Below are 16593 nucleotides of genomic sequence, written 5' to 3' on the forward strand. Positions count from 1 at the left end.
CTGAGAGATATCTCTCAGGGGTTTTTTCTGTTTATTATCCAATCCATAGCTTATTGCTCATCCTTATCACCTATTTTAAATTCGTTTCTTTCTTTGGTTCTTGGCAGATAATAAACCTGAAACTTTCATTTAGCCGATAATTGGGCTTACCTACATTTTAATAACAAATTTTATAAATTAATTTATTTTATGAAAAAGACGTCTAATTAATCAGGCCATCATCACCCTTCATCAGTTTGAAAGGGGGGGTTGGTTATTAGGAGTCTATGTATTGCGCCGTGGAATGATTTATGTCTTAAGAATGATATTTATTGATACTTATCAAATGTATTAATGTTATTTTTAATATTAAATAAATCTTTCTACTCATTCTAAAGTTTAATGAATGATTATTTTGCCAGTATATTGTTTTGTTAACATATTGTTACGCAATAATGCTGCCTTTTTAAGCGTTAGAGATTGAAATCATTTATCAAGGTGTCATATTAGTAGAAGTAACGGTGTTTAGGTAAGCAGGGGGAAACTTGATCAGGAGTCGTTATTTAAGAAAAAGTTGGGCGAAAAAAGATCACGCTCAAAAGAATTATGCCATGAGATATGTCGCTGGGCAGCCTGTGGAACGAATTTTCCCCACCTCTAAGCGATTACTTGAAGATGCACTGTTACCACATGGAGAACCGCTTCTTGCCAACAATCGAGAGCTTTCTGTCGCCATCTGGAATATCTACAAACAGCAGCGCCCGTCATGGCAACATGTTTTGGCTTCTTTAATTGAGGGGAGTGATCTTGTCTTGCTGCAAGAGGCACAAACGACCCCTGATTTATTGAAATTTATTACGGTCAGCGGATTAGTCGCGGATCAGGTTCCGGCATTTGCTATTCCCCAACATCCATCAGGCGTGATGACACTGGCATACTCTTCACCCGTTTATTGTTGCCCGCTTCGTGAGAAAGAGCCGATATTCAGGCTGGCTAAATCATCATTAATTACGATTTATCCATTACCCGATGAACGTCAGTTGATGGTGATAAACGTGCATGCCATTAACTTTAGTCTTGGTGTCGATGGCTATAAGCGACAATTAAATAACATTGGTATCCATATCAGCTTACATCATGGCCCGGTCATTTTTGCCGGTGATTTTAATGCCTGGAGTCGGCAGAGGTTAAAAATATTAGAGCGCTTTGCCCGCCGTATGCAATTGAAAGAGGTGTATTTTAATGATGACCATAGAACGATTGTTTTTGGCAAACCGTTGGATTTTGTGTTTTATCGTGAATTAAACGTTTCGCGTGCAACTGTTGTCATGACCGGTGCTTCTGATCATAACCCGCTGATAGTGAATTTCTCTTTGTAACGACTTCTTTGCGCAATGATAACTGGGAACAAATAAAAAAGCGTCGGGGAAGACCGACGCTTTTTGAAACAGGATTGATTAGCTTACTGATTGAAGGCGCGTTTTGTTGATAGTTGCTTCTTTACGCCGAAGAAATAGGCCAGCGTTAGCACAACTACCCAACCTATACCAACATATAGCGCATCTCTTGTTTGCTCAAAATAGCCCAACAAAACGATGACGCTGACCATGAAGACGATCGTGATGGCGGGGGCAATTGGCCACATTGGAATTGGAAATTTCAATGTCTTGGTTTCTTCTGCACTCATTTGGCGGCGCATGGCAACATGTGAGACTAAAATCATCAGCCAAACCCATACGGTTGCAAATGTAGCAACAGAAGCGATAAGAATGAAAATCTCTTCAGGAATGAGGTAATTTAGAACCACGCCGAACAACAGAACCGTCGTCATGACAAGAACCGTCATCCATGGCACACCATTACGAGTCAGTTTCTTGAATGCTTTGGGCGCTTGTCTTTCTTGGGCCATACCATACATCATCCTGCCTGCGCCAAATATATCGCTATTGATAGCAGAAATAGCCGCAGTAATCACAACCACATTCAGAATATTCGCGGCGGCATTAATTCCTAAATGGGAAAAAATCTGGACGAATGGGCTTCCATCCTGACCAATTTGATTCCACGGATAGATGCTCATCAGGATACACAGCGTCAAAACATAAAAGATTAAGATGCGAAATGGAACAGCATTAATGGCTTTAGGAATTGTTTTTTCTGGATTTTTCGCTTCACTGGCCGTGATGCCAATGACTTCAATGCCACCAAAGGCAAACATAACAATGGCGAATGAAGCGATGACGCCACTGATACCATTTGGCATAAAGCCGCCATGCTCCCATAAATTGGACAAGCCAGTTGCATGCTCTGTTGTTTGCCCGAACCCGTAAAGCATAATGGCAAGGCCACCGACAATCATGGCAATGATGGCCGTGACTTTAATGATCGAAAGCCAAAATTCCATTTCACCAAAGATCTTGACGTGACACAGATTCAAGGCACCGATAAAACACACAATCCCCAGAACCCAAATCCACTGATCAACATGGGGGAACCAGAGCTTCATATAGGTGCCGAATGCGGTAATATCAGCCAGACAAACAAACAACATTTCAAGAACATAGATCCAGCCAGTTAAAAAACCGGCCAAAGGCCCCAGATAATGGCTGGCATATTGTGAAAAAGAACCAGAAACGGGATGGTGGACAGCCATTTCGCCCAGTGCTCTCATCACGATAAATACGGCGGCACCGCCGATTAAATAGGCCAGTAATACAGCGGGGCCAGCTTGCTGTATCGCTGCTGCCGAGCCATAAAACAGCCCCGTGCCTATTGCAGAGCCTAAAGCCATGAAGCGAATATGCCGCACGCTTAGACCCTGTTTAAGCTGATTTTCATTATTTTGCATTCGTTATTCCCATCTATCCTTTCATGCCTGAGAGTATGTTAGGCATACGATGCCCTGTCTGACGCGAGTTGCCAGCAAAAGCAACCTAGTACCATACCATAAAGATGGATGTTCGCGGGATAGATATCTGTAATAATAACGGGCAGCTTATTAAAACCAGAGTTTTTTTATGATTTACCCAATAAATGAAATTTTTCAGACTTTACAGGGAGAAGGCGTGTTTACCGGCGTACCTGCGGTTTTCATCCGACTACAAGGATGTCCGGTAGGGTGTAGCTGGTGCGATACCAAACACACGTGGGAAAAAGAGGCTGATAAACAGCAGCCGATGGAAAATATCTTACTGAAATCACAAGACAGTGATTTGTGGGGAGTGGCGAGTGCAAGGCAACTACTCAGTATATTCACTCGTCAAGGTTACAGTGCGAAACATATTGTCATTACCGGTGGAGAACCGTGCCTATATGACTTGCGCCCTTTGACTGAAACACTGGAAAGTGCCGGTTATCAATGTCAGATAGAGACAAGTGGCACACATGTGATTCAGTGTTCTGACAACACTTGGGTGACAGTTTCTCCGAAAGTGAAAATGCGTGGAGGATATCAGGTCTTGCCTGAAGCGATGAAACGTGCCAATGAAATCAAGCATCCGGTTGGGCGGCAGCGCGATATTGAAGCATTGGATGAATTATTGACTATGCTTGATGGAAATCCTGCTCCGGTTATTGCCTTACAGCCGATCAGTCAGAAAGAAGATGCAACCCGCCTGTGCATCGAAACGTGTATTGCCCGTAATTGGCGTTTTTCGATGCAAACCCATAAGTACTTAAATATCGCTTGAATTTCATTCAGCACCAGCCTCTGGTGCTGAATCTTTACTTGCCTCGATAAATACAACCGGCGCTACAGGTTTCTTTGACCATAACAGCACTGAGTTGAGGCAACGTCGGTTTTAACTGTTCCCAGATCCATTTGGCCAAGACCTCACTGGTTGGATTTTCAAGCCCCGTAACTTCATTGAGATAGTGGTGATCGAGCTGTTCCCAAATTGGTTTAAAGACCGCTTTTACATCGGCAAAATCCATGAGCCAGCCACTGAGGGGATCGACTTCCCCGGTGATTTCCAGACGTACCATAAATGAATGCCCATGCAGACGCCCACATTTGTGCCCTTTAGGTACGTTTGGAAGGTAATGTGCTGCTTCGAATTGAAAATCTTTAAAGATGGTTGTACTCATTGTGCTTTCCCCTGATGTCAAAAGGTCGGCTATTCTACCTGAACTTTACGCTCTTAACGTGATTTTTCTGGAGATAAAAAGCACGATGCTTAACGACTTTACCGATATATTAAATCTGTAAATAAAATTAGGCGTTTTGGTTATGAGATATTACGATCCTTTCTTTAAATATGGCTCCTATTTTGGGATAACCTGACGCCTAATCCATGTTTATGATTTCTACATTGTTTATAACTATTTATAACTATACCGCCTATAACGACATCGTTGATAACGACAACATGCAACGACAGCATGGATTCTGGCTATATAGCAAAGGGCACTGGGACAATGACCGCAAAACCACCTTCAACCGCATTACTACCCGTTTCTCCAGAACAATTATCACGCTTGCAATCTGCCATTAGCGATTATTCACCCCATCAATTAGCTTGGCTGTCTGGTTATTTTTGGGGAATGGTGAATCACCCGTCACAAACTGAGACAGAAACCTCAGCCGTTTCCGTTCAGGAAACCGTGACTTTGCTTTCTGCATCGCAAACAGGCAATGCCCGTCGTTTAGCAGAACAACTGAGAGATTCCCTCTTGGCAGAGGATCTCAATGTCAACTTGATTAATGCAGGTGACTATAAATTTAAGCAAATTTCCCAAGAGCGAATATTGATTATTATTGCTTCGACACAAGGTGAAGGTGAGCCTGCCGAAGAAGCCATCGCACTCTATAAATATCTCTATTCCAAAAAAGCACCGTCAATGAAAGAGACGGTATATGCCGTATTTGGTCTTGGGGATACGTCGTATGAAAACTTTTGTCAGGCAGGGAAAGATGTTGACCGTCGTCTGCATGAGCTTGGCGCGCAGCGTCTGCTGGATCGTGTTGATGCGGATGTTGAATACCAAGAACAAGCGGATCAATGGCGTCAGCAAATTACGGCTATTTTGACGCAACGCTTGTCTGTACAGGCGAAACCCGCACAGGCAAAATCGGCCACTTCACTTATCACTCCGGCACATGACAAACAAATCTATACCAAAGAAACACCGTTGACCGGTTCTCTGCTGACTAACCAAAAAATAACGGGGCGTGGATCGGACAAAGATGTTCGCCATATTGAAATTGATTTGGGTGAGTCAGGCGCGCGCTATCAGCCTGGAGATGCCCTTGGCGTCTGGTTTGAAAATGATCCGGCTTTAGTGGATGAATTAATGACCCTGCTTTGGTTGGATGGCTCAGAACAGGTGAATGTGCATGGAAAGTCACTCCCATTGCGTGAGGCGCTGATAAGTCATGTCGAGTTGACCCAAAATACCGGCGTGATTGTTGAAAAATATGCCGCCTTGGCGAAGGATGAAAAACTGTTGGCGTTAGTCGCTAACAAACCCGCATTGCAGCAATACGCCCGGACAACACCGCTTGTTGATATGGTCAGGGCGGTGGCTTCACATCCAGAAGCCCAACAATTTATTGATTTATTGCGCCCACTGACCCCGCGGTTCTATTCCATCTCCTCTTCACAATCTGAAGTGGAAAACGAAGTTCACGTTACCGTGGGCGTCGTCCGCTATGACATTGAAGGGCGTGCCCGTACAGGCGGTGCGTCAGGTTATCTGGCCGATCGCTTGCAGGCAGATGACAACATCCGCGTGTTTATCGAGCCTAACGACAATTTCCGTTTACCGACTGATCCTGATGCTCCCGTCATCATGATTGGGCCCGGCACAGGTATTGCACCGTTCAGGGCATTTTTGCAACACCGGGACAGTCAGGGGGAGAAAGGCAAAAACTGGCTGTTTTTTGGTAACCCACATTTTATGGAAGATTTTCTTTATCAGGTGGAATTCCAGCGTCATGTGAAAGATGGCTTATTGAGCCGCATTGATCTGGCATGGTCAAGGGATCAGCAGCATAAAATCTATGTACAAGACAAACTGCGTGAACAGGGAGAAGAAGTCTGGCGCTGGATTCAGGATGGTACGCATCTGTATGTTTGTGGCGATGCAAATCGCATGGCAAAAGACGTAGAACAAGCCCTGTTGGACATCATTTCACAACAGGGTGGCATGGATGCTGAACAGGCTGATGAATTCTTGGGTGAATTGCGCCTTGGGCGCCGTTATCAGAGAGATGTTTACTAATTATGAGCAATGTGAGCAAAGAGAAACCAGATCCGTTGATCGTTGAAGGTAAGATTGCTGAAGGTAAGATCGTTGAAGGCAAACTTGCAGACAGTGAGCGCATGAAGTCAGACAGCAATTATCTGCGCGGAACGATCAGCGAAGATTTAAAAAATGGGCTGACAGGCGGATTTGAGGGCGATAATTTCCTTCTTATCCGCTTTCATGGCATGTATCAGCAAGATGACCGTGATATTCGGGCGGAGCGTGCAGAACAAAAACTCGAACCGCGTCACGCCATGATGCTGCGTTGTCGCCTGCCGGGAGGGATTATTACCCCAAACCAGTGGCTGGGCATTGATCGGTTTGCAACAGAAAATACGTTGTATGGCAGTATTCGATTAACTAACCGACAGACATTCCAGTTTCATGGGATCTTAAAAAATAACCTCAAGCCGGCGCACCAATTATTGGCACAGATGGGATTGGATTCACTGGCGACCGCCAATGACGTCAATCGTAATGTGCTGTGTACCTCCAATCCGGTGCAATCGGCTTTACACCAACAGGCTTATGAGTGGGCGAAAAAGATATCGGAACACTTGCTGCCCCGCACCAGCGCCTATGCTGAAATCTGGTTGGATAAAGAAAAAGTCGCCACCACCGATGAAGAGCCGATTCTTGGTGCCACTTACCTGCCACGTAAATTCAAAACATCGGTCGTTATTCCGCCACAAAATGATGTGGATCTGCATGCCAACGATATGAATTTTGTCGCCGTTGCAGAAAATGATCAGTTAATCGGCTTTAACGTGTTGGTGGGTGGGGGATTAGCCATGACCCACGGTGACAAAAAAACCTTTCCACGACTAGCAAGTGAATTTGGTTTTATTGCACTGGAACACACACTGGCAATCGCGGAGGCGATAGTGACAACCCAGCGTGATTGGGGTAACCGAACTGATCGTAAGAATGCGAAAACCAAATATACCCTTGAACGCGTGGGTATCGAAACCTTCAAACAGGAAGTTGAAAAACGGGCTGGTGTGAAATTTTCCGCCATTCGCCCGTATGTGTTCACGGGGCGGGGCGACCAGATTGGTTGGTTAAAGGGCATTGATGACCAATGGCACCTGACCTTATTTATTGAAAATGGCCGTTTGCTGGATTATCCCAACAAGCCATTAAAAACCGGGATCGCAGAAATTGCGAAAATCCATCAAGGCGATTTTCGTCTGACAGCCAACCAAAACCTGATTGTGGCAGGGATACCTGAGAGTGAAAAATCGCGGATTGAAGACATTGCCCTTACTCATGGCTTAATTGATGAGAGCGTGACGACGTTGCGCCACCACGCTATGGCGTGCGTTTCATTTCCGACCTGTCCATTGGCGATGGCTGAAGCAGAACGTTTCCTGCCGGCTTTTGTTGACCATGTTGATGCGTTAATGGCAAAGCATGGTATTGGAGATGAAGAGATTATTCTGCGTGTGACAGGTTGCCCCAACGGATGTGGCAGGGCGATGCTGGCAGAAATTGGATTGGTGGGTAAAGCGCTTGATCGTTACAACCTGTATCTTGGTGGAAATCGCATTGGCTCCCGAATTCCCCGGATGTACAGGGAAAATATCACCTCAACGGAAATCCTTGAGATACTGGATGAATTAATCGGTCGTTGGGCAGCGGAACGTCATGCTGATGAATGTTTCGGTGATTTTCTAATTCGCGCTGACATCATCAAGCCAGTATTGAATTCAGCCGTTGATTTTTACGATTGGCAGGAGGCGGTATGAGCCAACTGAATTTACCGGAACTGGCAGCACTGACACCAGAGCAGCAAATTGCGTCATTGGCCGAAATCAATCAACGACTGGAAGCGCTGGATGCCCATAAACGTGTGAGGTGGGCATTGGAACATCTCCCCGGCGAATTTGTGCTTTCTTCCAGTTTTGGCATTCAGGCGGAGGTTTGCTTGCACCTTGTGACACGGGAGTATCCGTATATTCCCGTGGTACTGACCGATACGGGATATTTATTTCCTGAAACTTATCAATTTATTGATAAATTGACTGAAAAACTCAACCTGAACTTGAAGATTTTTCGTGCAGAGCACTCTCCGGCCTGGCAAGAATCACGTTATGGAAAATTATGGGAACAGGGAATAGCAGGGATTGAGCGTTATAATCAAATCAACAAAGTTGAGCCGATGAACCGTGCATTCAAGACGCTGCAAGCGCAAAGTTGGTTCGCGGGCTTGCGTCGTCAGCAATCAGAAAGCCGAACTCACTTACCGGTGCTGGCCATTCAACGGGGCGTTTTTAAAATCCTGCCTATTATTGATTGGGACAATCGGCAGGTACATCAATACCTGACAAAGCAGGGGCTTGAATACCATCCATTATGGGAACAGGGTTACCTTTCCGTGGGAGATACTCATACCACGCAAAAATGGGAACCCGGCATGAGTGAAGAACAGACCCGTTTTTTTGGTCTGAAACGTGAGTGCGGTTTGCACGAAAGTTAAATTAATATCACAGATCACAACCATTTTTATCAGGCAGCGCTTCTTGCAGCACGCAGCGCTGCTTTTTTCTGTGCTGGTTTCTGTACTGGATATGTTGCTGAACGGGCTTGGTTACCGCCGAAAAAAATAAGCTTATGCGATTCAGGAACAAATAATTACTTTTTGTCATTTCATAACCTGATCACAGCCTCATATATTCATCCTTTAGTCATCATAATAATTAAGAGCTATACCCTTCGTAACCTGAAATTCATAGGGTAGATCATGAAACAGGCTCTGACACAGGATAGTACAGGACAGTATTGTGGATTATTTACCTTTATTTATTGAGCTTAAAGCCCGATCCGTATTGCTGGTGGGGGGCGGAGAAATCGCTTCCCGCAAAGCAGATCTATTACTTCGTACTGGTGCCGCGCTAACGGTAGTTGCGCCTGAACTGCATGTAGAATTACAACAACGCCAGCAAAAAGGTGAATTTGAGTGGTTACAGGGAACATTTAAAACCGAATATCTTGACGGCATATTTTTAGTCATTGCCGCGACGGACGATCACAACCTGAATCAACATATTTTTGCCGAAGCCAATCAGCGCGCCATCTTGACCAATGTCGTGGATAATCAATCCCTCTGTTCAGCTATTTTCCCCTCAATTATTGATCGCTCCCCGGTTATCGTGGCGATCTCATCGGCCGGAAAATCGCCGGTCTTAACCCGGTTATTGCGGGAAAAGCTGGAATCTTTACTCCCATTCAGCCTTGGCGCAATGGCAAATATCGCCGGGCGTTGGCGTGAACGAGTGAAACAGCATTTTACTTCCTTACGTCAGCGGCGTCATTTTTGGGAAAAAGCGTTCAATGGGCGTTTTGCCACACTGGTCGCCAATGGGCAATTGCAGCAAGCCGAGAAGCAACTTGAGCAGCAATTGGCCCACGATGCTTCTCACCCTCAGGGAGAACTCGCGCTGGTAGGGGCGGGGCCCGGTGATCCGGGGTTATTGACCATAAAAGGTTTACAGGTGATCCAGCAAGCTGATGTCGTCCTTTATGACCATTTGGTGAGCGCAGGCGTGTTGGAATTAGTTCGCCGTGATGCAGACAAAATCTGCGTTGGGAAAAGGGCGGGTGATCACTCGGTGGCGCAGGAAGACATTCATAAACTTATCATCAAGCTCGCGGATCAGGGGAAAAAAATTGTTCGCCTGAAAGGTGGCGATCCCTTTATTTTTGGTCGTGGGGGCGAGGAATTGCAGATTGCGGCAGCAGCGGGGATACCTTTTCAAGTCGTGCCCGGTATTACCGCGGCGATAGGCGCTTCCGCTTATGCCGGTATCCCACTGACCCACAGGGAACACGCGCAAAGCGTCACCTTTATTACAGGGCATTGCCGTGAAAATGGCACCGAATTGGATTGGCCGGTATTGGCTCGGGGCAACCAAACATTAGCCATTTACATGGGGATTGTGAAAGCCGCCTTGATCAGCCAGAAGCTGATTTCACATGGCCGGGATCGCAATACGCCCGTGGCCGTGATTGGTTGTGGCACACGCCCAGAGCAGCAAGTATTGACCGGAACCTTATCCGAATTGGAGCGATTGGCGCAAGAAGCCCCATCACCCGCCTTGCTGGTCGTCGGAGAGGTGGCCCAACTCCACCATCAGATAGCATGGTTTGAACAGCAGTCCGCTGATCAAAAGCAATTCATTGAACAAAGAGATGCGGCTGGTCAGACAAATCGCCCTGCTGTGATTGATTTAGTATAAGGAGTGCTCAATGGACGAAAAAATACTGACACACTTACAGCAACTTGAAGCTGAAAGTATTCATATCATTCGGGAAGTGGCGGCTGAATTTGCCAATCCCGTCATGCTCTATTCAATCGGCAAAGACTCCTCTGTCATGCTGCATCTGGCACGTAAGGCGTTTTATCCGGGAAAACTGCCTTTTCCTTTATTACACGTGGATACCGGCTGGAAATTTCAGGACATGTATGATTTCCGTGATCGCACAGCGGAAAAGTATGGCTTTGAATTGCTGGTTCACCGTAATCCACAAGGAGAAGCGCTGGGAATGAATCCTTTTATTCATGGCAGTGCAAAACATACGGATATCATGAAAACAGAAGGGTTAAAGCAGGCGCTGGATAAATATGGCTTTGATGCAGCCTTTGGCGGAGCGCGGCGTGATGAAGAAAAATCGCGCGCCAAAGAACGAATTTACTCATTTCGCGACCGTTCCCATCGTTGGGACCCGAAAAACCAACGTCCCGAACTTTGGCGCAACTATAACGGCCAGATTAACAAAGGGGAAAGCATCCGCGTTTTCCCCTTATCCAACTGGACAGAGCTGGATATCTGGCAATACATCTATCTGGAACAGATCGAGATCGTCCCCCTTTATCTGGCTAAACCTCGCCCGGTTGTTCAACGCGAAGGGGCATTAATTATGGTTGATGATGATCGCATCGACCTGAAAGCAGGGGAAGTGATTAGCCAGCGCAAAGTGCGTTTCAGAACACTTGGCTGCTGGCCACTGACCGGGGCGGTGGAATCAGAAGCAGAAACACTGCCGGAAATCATCGAAGAAATGTTGATATCAACCACGAGTGAACGGCAAGGGCGGCTGATTGATAGTGATCAGTCCGGTTCTATGGAGCTGAAAAAGCGTCAGGGTTATTTTTAAGGAGTCCAGCTATGCCAGCACTTGCACATAATGAAACCATTGCCGGCCAGATCAAACAACAAGGCGGCGTTGAAGCCTATCTTCGGGCACAACAGGAAAAAGGCTTATTGCGCTTTTTAACCTGCGGCAGCGTAGATGATGGTAAAAGCACACTCATCGGCCGTTTGCTGCATGACACCCGCCAAATTTATGAAGATCAACTTGCCACCTTACAAAGTGACAGCAAGCGGATCGGGACTCAGGGCGAAAAACTCGATCTGGCTTTATTAGTTGATGGATTGGTGGCTGAACGGGAACAAGGCATCACCATTGATGTGGCCTACCGCTATTTTTCCACCGAACAGCGTAAATTCATCATTGCGGATACACCAGGCCATGAACAATATACCCGCAATATGGCGACCGGTGCCTCAACCAGTGATCTCTCCATTTTATTAATCGATGCCCGCAAAGGGGTTCAAGAGCAAACGCGCCGCCACAGTTTTATCAGTACCTTACTGGGCATTCGTCACTTGGTGGTGGCCGTCAATAAAATGGATTTGATTGAATATCAACAAGCTATCTTTGAACAGATCAAACAAGATTATTTGCATTTCGCAGCCCAATTACCGATTGATTTGAACCTCTATTTTGTGCCCATTTCGGCATTGGAAGGGGATAACATCGTCACCCGCAGTGAAAAAATGGCGTGGCACACGGGAGAAACCTTGCTGGACATCCTGGAGTCCGTAGATGTACAAACCAAAGCGGCGGAACAGCCCCTGCGTTTTCCCGTACAGTATGTCAACCGTCCTGATCTGGATTTTCGTGGCTACAGTGGCACCCTGTCGTCAGGGATATTACGGCAGGGCCAGCAAATAAAAGTGATGCCGTCTGGTGTTGTTTCTACCGTGGAAAGGATTGTCACTTTTAACGGCGATCTCACCTTTGCCGTGCCCGGACAAGCTATCACCCTCGTATTAAAAGATGAAATAGATATCAGCCGTGGTGATTTGTTGATTGCCGTAGACGATCAAATGAGAGTCACTCGCCATGCGGTGGTTGATGTCGTCTGGATGTCAGAACAGCCGTTGATTCAAGGGCAAAGTCTGGATATCAAAGTCGCGGGCAAAAAAAGCCGGGGCAAAGTCGGTAATATTCAATATCAGGTGGATATTAACCATCTGACCCAGAAAGTCGCGGTTGAGTTACCCCTCAATGCCATTGGGCGGGTGGAATTTTCATTTGATGAACCTTTATTGCTCGACAATTACGCGCAACATGCGGATAGCGGTGGCATTATCCTGATTGATCGCCTGACCAATGTGACGGTAGGCGCGGGATTGGTGCGTGAAATTCAGGCAGATGTTTACGAAGAGCCGAAAGAATACAGTGAATTTGAGCTGGAACTTAACCGATTAGTTCGCCGCCATTTCCCGCATTGGGGAGTACGTGATCTATTGGGAGGAAAATAAGTGGCGCAGAAGAATATCGTCTGGCATACACATGCCTTGGACAGGGAACAGCGGGAAACGGCAAATGGGCATCCTGCGCGGGTGATTTGGTTCACAGGGCTGTCCGGCTCAGGAAAATCCACGCTTGCAGGGGCATTGGAACAGGCCTTGTTTGCACAGGGAGTCAAAACATACTTACTGGATGGCGATAATGTCCGTCATGGCCTATGCAGTGATTTGGGTTTTTCTGAAACCGATCGGCAGGAAAATATCCGGCGGGTCGGTGAAGTCGCAAAATTGATGGTGGATGCGGGGCTGGTTGTACTGACGGCATTTATTTCTCCTCATAAAACAGAACGGCAAAAAATACGTGAATTAATGGGAGAAGGGCGCTTTATTGAAGTGTATGTTGATACACCACTGGAGGTATGTGAAGCCCGCGATCCCAAGGGACTGTATAAAAAGGCACGGGCGGGAGAATTGCACAATTTCACTGGAATCGATGCGGCCTATGAAGCGCCCGAACAGCCGGACGTTTATTTAGAGGGATCACAGCCGGTAGGTTCCTCGATTGAAAAGCTGCTTTTTACCCTGAAAAACAATGAGATCCTGCTAATTTAACTACCAAGCCAACAAATCATCATGAAACACATTATTCTTGTTAGTGGAATAATGTGTTTCTACACTCATTTAATCCAGTGCATTTCTGTATATGTTGCGCACGTCGCGCAGCCATGTCCTGCAACCCTGTTCTTGTCTGGCCTTATGGGGATATGTAAATGGTTTTATGGATGATTTTGCGAATGGTTTTGTGAGAGCTAGTGGCGTCATGCTTTTAGTTGTGGGATGATGAGCGGGTTTTTCAGGGGGGGGGAGATGGGCAAACTAACGCTACTATTACTGGTTTTGCTGGGTTGGTTACAATATTCGCTGTGGCTTGGCAAAAATGGCATTCATGATTATGTGAGAGTTAAGGCCGAAGTTGACAGACAAGAGGTCGATAACCTTAAGCTGAAAGCGCGTAACGACCAACTGTTTGCTGAAATCAAGGATCTTAAGGGCGGTCAGGAAGAGATTGAAGAGCGTGCTCGCAGTGAATTGGGCATGATTAAACCCGGCGAATCGTTCTATCGCATGGTGCCTGATACCTCAAAACAGAACGCGCAATAATCTTTAAATCAGAACAGTAAATAATAATCGAAATGAATAATTCACGACTTCATTCCTCTGTTGATGTTTCTCTTGCCGATAATGCTTTTGTTGAAGATCACGATATTGTTAACGATCAAAATAGTATTAAAGATCAAAATAGTATCAAAGATCAAAATAGTGCTGAAATCATTGCCGTGATCCCGGCTGCGGGTATCGGCAGCCGGATGCAGTCAGAGTGTCCCAAACAGTATCTCAACGTTGCCGGAAAAACGGTTCTTGAACACACCTTGGCGGCACTGCTTGGGCATCCTCGTATACAACGCATTATTCTCGCGCTGAATCCTGCTGATACCCAATTTGAGCAATTGCCCATCGCTTCCGATCCAAGAATTACAACCGTCATTGGCGGTAAAGAGCGGGCTGATTCGGTACTGGCCGGATTGGATTATTTGGCCAGTTTGCCGACAGGCAGGACAATCTGGGTCTTAGTGCATGATGCAGCCCGGCCTTGTCTGCACAGGAATGATCTCGATAGCCTGCTGCGGATTATTGATCACAGTGCCGCCTCTCCTGACGTATGCGGCGGGCTTCTGGCCTCACCGGTGAGGGATACCATGAAACGCATGGTATCGCCATCAGTGGCAGGATCATCCACAAACCACACATTGATTGCTCATACCGTTGATCGCAACGGGCTTTGGCACGCGTTGACCCCACAGTTATTCCCTTTGCCGCTATTGCGTGATTGCCTGATCAAAGCACTTGCCGATCACGCCTGCGTGACCGATGAATCTTCGGCACTGGAATATTGTGGCTACCATCCCGTATTGATCAATGGACGAGCGGACAATATCAAAGTGACTCAACCTGAAGATTTGGCACTGGCTGAATTTTACTTATCCCAAAAAGCGAAGGAATCTACCCTATGAGAATTGGACACGGTTTTGATGTGCATAAATTCGGCGGAGAAGGGCCATTGATCATTGGCGGTGTCCGCATTCCTTACGAACAAGGATTGATTGCCCATTCAGACGGCGATGTTGCCTTGCACGCTGCCACAGATGCCCTGCTGGGAGCCGCCGCATTGGGCGATATTGGTAAATTGTTTCCCGATACCGATCCTGCTTTTAAAGGCGCAGATAGCCGGGAATTACTGAAAGAAGCCTACCGCCGTATCCGTATGAAGGGCTATCGGATAGGGAACCTGGATATCACTATCATGGCACAGGCACCGAAAATGTTGCCGCATATTCCCCAAATGCGGGTTAATCTGGCGGAAGATCTTGAATGCCACATAGATGATATTAACGTTAAAGCGACAACCACAGAAAAACTGGGATTTGTTGGCCGTCAAGAAGGTATTGCCTGCGAAGCGGTTGCCTTATTGGTAAAAGAATAGTTGGTAAAAGAATAGTTGGTAAAAGAAATAGTTGGTAAAGAAATAAACATGGCATTGAATGAATTACATTGGTTTTATGGTCAACCAGAAGCGACCGGCGTTGTTAAAGCGACACCAGAAGATTTTATTGTTCGCGAAGACTTGGGATTTTCTCCTGATGGAGAAGGTGAACACTTAATGATACATCTCCGTAAAACGGGATGTAACACCCAATTTGTTGCGGATCATCTTGCCCGTTTTGCCAAAATACCGGCGCGTTCTGTCAGCTATGCGGGGTTGAAAGATCGCAATGCGGTGACGGAACAGTGGTTTTGTCTGCACTTGCCGGGAAAACAAGATCCGGATTTAACGGCATTTCAACTTGAAGGTTGTGAAGTGCTGGCGACCTCACGCCAGAAGCGCAAACTACGGATTGGCGCATTGAAAGGCAATGATTTTACTCTGTTATTAAGAGAAATCTCTGACCGTCCATCGGTGGAAAAACGCTTGCAGCAGATAGCGCAAACCGGCGTTCCAAATTACTTTGGTGAACAACGTTTCGGACGGGATGGACAAAATTTAGTTCAGGCCCAACGTTGGGCGGCTAATGAAATTCATGTCAAGGAACGCAGCCGCCGCAGTTTTTACCTCTCTGCCTGCCGTAGCGCTATGTTTAATACCATTGCCAGCAGACGTATCGCACAGGGTGAACATCAGCAGGTGAAAAAGGGTGATGCGTTACAATTAACCGGACGGGGTAGCTGGTTTGTGGCTGATGAATCTGAATTGTCAGTGTTGCAGCAGCGAGTCATGGATGGCGAGTTACAAATCACCGCGCCTTTACCGGGAGACAAGGCATTGGGAACGCAGTACCAAGCCTTGGATTTTGAACAGCAATGCTTATTGGATTACGAATCTCTTTGGGCATTGGTCAGACGTGAACGCGTGGAAAGCGCCCGTCGGGCAATATTGGTGAAACCGCTTAATCTGGGTTGGAAATGGCAAGATGACCAAACCGTCACCCTCCATTTCTCCCTGCCATCCGGTAGCTTTGCAACCAGTGTGGTCAGAGAACTCATCAATCAGGATCAAAATAAGGTGGCGGATATTGCTGAATAATGGCGCTGGCTAATTATATCGCCTGAATGCAAAGCCGCTCTACAAAACTGTCAACCTCATGCTAAGATCAAACAATTTTCTGATAGCCTTAATATTGTCCAATCATAGGTTATACCAGACAAACGGGAC

Annotated in this window: 16 protein-coding genes; 13 read left to right on the forward strand and 3 right to left on the reverse strand. The window is 46.4% G+C overall.

Features of this window, described 5'->3' with window-relative positions; all coding sequences use genetic code 11:
- Positions 1-527 precede the first annotated feature (527 nt).
- Positions 528-1358 carry an endonuclease/exonuclease/phosphatase family protein gene (locus PSI17_RS07590; protein WP_273551427.1) on the forward strand — a complete coding sequence of 277 codons (831 nt, stop codon included), beginning with the start codon at positions 528-530 and terminating at the stop codon, positions 1356-1358.
- An 83-nt stretch (positions 1359-1441) separates the two neighbouring features.
- On the opposite strand, the gene PSI17_RS07595 is transcribed toward PSI17_RS07590, so the two are convergent.
- On the reverse strand, positions 1442-2827 hold the full coding sequence (locus PSI17_RS07595) for an amino acid permease (RefSeq protein WP_273551399.1): 1386 nt from the start codon (positions 2825-2827) through the stop codon (positions 1442-1444).
- Positions 2828-2996: 169 nt separating this feature from the next.
- On the opposite strand from PSI17_RS07595, the gene queE reads away from it, so the two are divergent.
- Complete coding sequence (queE, locus tag PSI17_RS07600) at positions 2997-3668, forward strand: 7-carboxy-7-deazaguanine synthase QueE (protein ID WP_273551400.1); 672 nt, start codon at positions 2997-2999, stop codon at positions 3666-3668.
- Between the two features lie 34 nt (positions 3669-3702).
- On the opposite strand, the gene queD is transcribed toward queE, so the two are convergent.
- Complete coding sequence (gene queD, locus PSI17_RS07605) at positions 3703-4065, reverse strand: 6-carboxytetrahydropterin synthase QueD (RefSeq protein ID WP_273551401.1); 363 nt, start codon at positions 4063-4065, stop codon at positions 3703-3705.
- Between the two features lie 330 nt (positions 4066-4395).
- Here queD and cysJ point away from each other — a divergent pair, with 330 nt between their 5' ends.
- From cysJ to PSI17_RS07620, 3 genes are all read left to right on the forward strand, one after another.
- Positions 4396-6201, forward strand: coding sequence for an NADPH-dependent assimilatory sulfite reductase flavoprotein subunit (gene cysJ / locus PSI17_RS07610; RefSeq protein ID WP_273551402.1), 1806 nt, complete (start codon positions 4396-4398; stop codon positions 6199-6201).
- Positions 6202-6302: 101 nt separating this feature from the next.
- A complete protein-coding gene (gene cysI / locus PSI17_RS07615) occupies positions 6303-7973 on the forward strand; it encodes an assimilatory sulfite reductase (NADPH) hemoprotein subunit (protein WP_273551428.1) in 1671 nt (556 codons plus the stop codon).
- Positions 7970-8704, forward strand: a complete 735-nt coding sequence (locus tag PSI17_RS07620) for a phosphoadenylyl-sulfate reductase (protein WP_273551403.1) — start codon at positions 7970-7972, stop codon at positions 8702-8704. Before cysI ends, PSI17_RS07620 begins: the two co-directional genes overlap by 4 nt.
- A 7-nt stretch (positions 8705-8711) precedes the next feature.
- Here PSI17_RS07620 and PSI17_RS07625 read toward each other — a convergent pair whose 3' ends face one another.
- Positions 8712-8873: a hypothetical protein gene (locus tag PSI17_RS07625; protein ID WP_273551404.1), complete on the reverse strand. Its 162-nt coding sequence runs from the start codon at positions 8871-8873 to the stop codon at positions 8712-8714.
- 135 nt (positions 8874-9008) lie between these two features.
- Between PSI17_RS07625 and cysG the strand changes: the two genes are divergently transcribed.
- The 8 genes from cysG (at position 9009) to truD (ending at position 16464) form a co-directional block, all read left to right on the forward strand.
- Entirely contained in the window at positions 9009-10463 is a 1455-nt protein-coding gene (gene cysG, locus PSI17_RS07630; RefSeq protein WP_273551405.1) for a siroheme synthase CysG, read from the forward strand.
- Positions 10464-10473: 10 nt separating this feature from the next.
- Complete coding sequence (gene cysD / locus PSI17_RS07635) at positions 10474-11382, forward strand: sulfate adenylyltransferase subunit CysD (RefSeq protein WP_273551406.1); 909 nt, start codon at positions 10474-10476, stop codon at positions 11380-11382.
- A gap of 11 nt (positions 11383-11393) precedes the next feature.
- Positions 11394-12836: a sulfate adenylyltransferase subunit CysN gene (gene cysN, locus PSI17_RS07640; protein WP_273551407.1), complete on the forward strand. Its 1443-nt coding sequence runs from the start codon at positions 11394-11396 to the stop codon at positions 12834-12836.
- The gene (cysC, locus tag PSI17_RS07645) at positions 12837-13436 is read left to right on the forward strand and encodes an adenylyl-sulfate kinase (protein ID WP_273551408.1); all 600 of its coding nucleotides are present in this window, start codon (positions 12837-12839) and stop codon (positions 13434-13436) included.
- Positions 13437-13691: 255 nt separating this feature from the next.
- Positions 13692-13985, forward strand: a complete 294-nt coding sequence (ftsB, locus tag PSI17_RS07650) for a cell division protein FtsB (protein WP_273551409.1) — start codon at positions 13692-13694, stop codon at positions 13983-13985.
- A 32-nt stretch (positions 13986-14017) separates the two neighbouring features.
- Positions 14018-14896 carry a 2-C-methyl-D-erythritol 4-phosphate cytidylyltransferase gene (gene ispD / locus PSI17_RS07655; RefSeq protein ID WP_273551410.1) on the forward strand — a complete coding sequence of 293 codons (879 nt, stop codon included), beginning with the start codon at positions 14018-14020 and terminating at the stop codon, positions 14894-14896.
- Positions 14893-15366, forward strand: a complete 474-nt coding sequence (gene ispF, locus PSI17_RS07660; RefSeq protein WP_273551411.1) for a 2-C-methyl-D-erythritol 2,4-cyclodiphosphate synthase — start codon at positions 14893-14895, stop codon at positions 15364-15366. The genes ispD and ispF overlap by 4 nt, the downstream gene beginning before the upstream one ends.
- Before the next feature lie 48 nt (positions 15367-15414).
- A complete protein-coding gene (gene truD, locus PSI17_RS07665) occupies positions 15415-16464 on the forward strand; it encodes a tRNA pseudouridine(13) synthase TruD (protein ID WP_273551412.1) in 1050 nt (349 codons plus the stop codon).
- The last annotated feature ends 129 nt before the right edge of the window (positions 16465-16593 follow it).

The organism is Xenorhabdus sp. IM139775, from assembly GCF_028598745.1.
In the GTDB taxonomy this organism is placed as follows: domain Bacteria; phylum Pseudomonadota; class Gammaproteobacteria; order Enterobacterales; family Enterobacteriaceae; genus Xenorhabdus.

Excerpts from the sequence above, each read along its gene's own strand:
- PSI17_RS07595 (WP_273551399.1), bottom strand. The coding sequence starts at position 2,827 with ATGCAAAATAATGAAAATCAGCTTAAACAGGGTCTAAGCGTGCGGCAT.
- queE (WP_273551400.1), top strand. The coding sequence starts at position 2,997 with ATGATTTACCCAATAAATGAAATTTTTCAGACTTTACAGGGAGAAGGC.
- queD (WP_273551401.1), bottom strand. The coding sequence starts at position 4,065 with ATGAGTACAACCATCTTTAAAGATTTTCAATTCGAAGCAGCACATTAC.
- cysJ (WP_273551402.1), top strand. The coding sequence starts at position 4,396 with ATGACCGCAAAACCACCTTCAACCGCATTACTACCCGTTTCTCCAGAA.
- cysI (WP_273551428.1), top strand. The coding sequence starts at position 6,303 with ATGAAGTCAGACAGCAATTATCTGCGCGGAACGATCAGCGAAGATTTA.
- PSI17_RS07620 (WP_273551403.1), top strand. The coding sequence starts at position 7,970 with ATGAGCCAACTGAATTTACCGGAACTGGCAGCACTGACACCAGAGCAG.
- PSI17_RS07625 (WP_273551404.1), bottom strand. The coding sequence starts at position 8,873 with ATGACAAAAAGTAATTATTTGTTCCTGAATCGCATAAGCTTATTTTTT.
- cysD (WP_273551406.1), top strand. The coding sequence starts at position 10,474 with ATGGACGAAAAAATACTGACACACTTACAGCAACTTGAAGCTGAAAGT.
- cysN (WP_273551407.1), top strand. The coding sequence starts at position 11,394 with ATGCCAGCACTTGCACATAATGAAACCATTGCCGGCCAGATCAAACAA.
- ftsB (WP_273551409.1), top strand. The coding sequence starts at position 13,692 with ATGGGCAAACTAACGCTACTATTACTGGTTTTGCTGGGTTGGTTACAA.
- ispD (WP_273551410.1), top strand. The coding sequence starts at position 14,018 with ATGAATAATTCACGACTTCATTCCTCTGTTGATGTTTCTCTTGCCGAT.
- ispF (WP_273551411.1), top strand. The coding sequence starts at position 14,893 with ATGAGAATTGGACACGGTTTTGATGTGCATAAATTCGGCGGAGAAGGG.
- truD (WP_273551412.1), top strand. The coding sequence starts at position 15,415 with ATGGCATTGAATGAATTACATTGGTTTTATGGTCAACCAGAAGCGACC.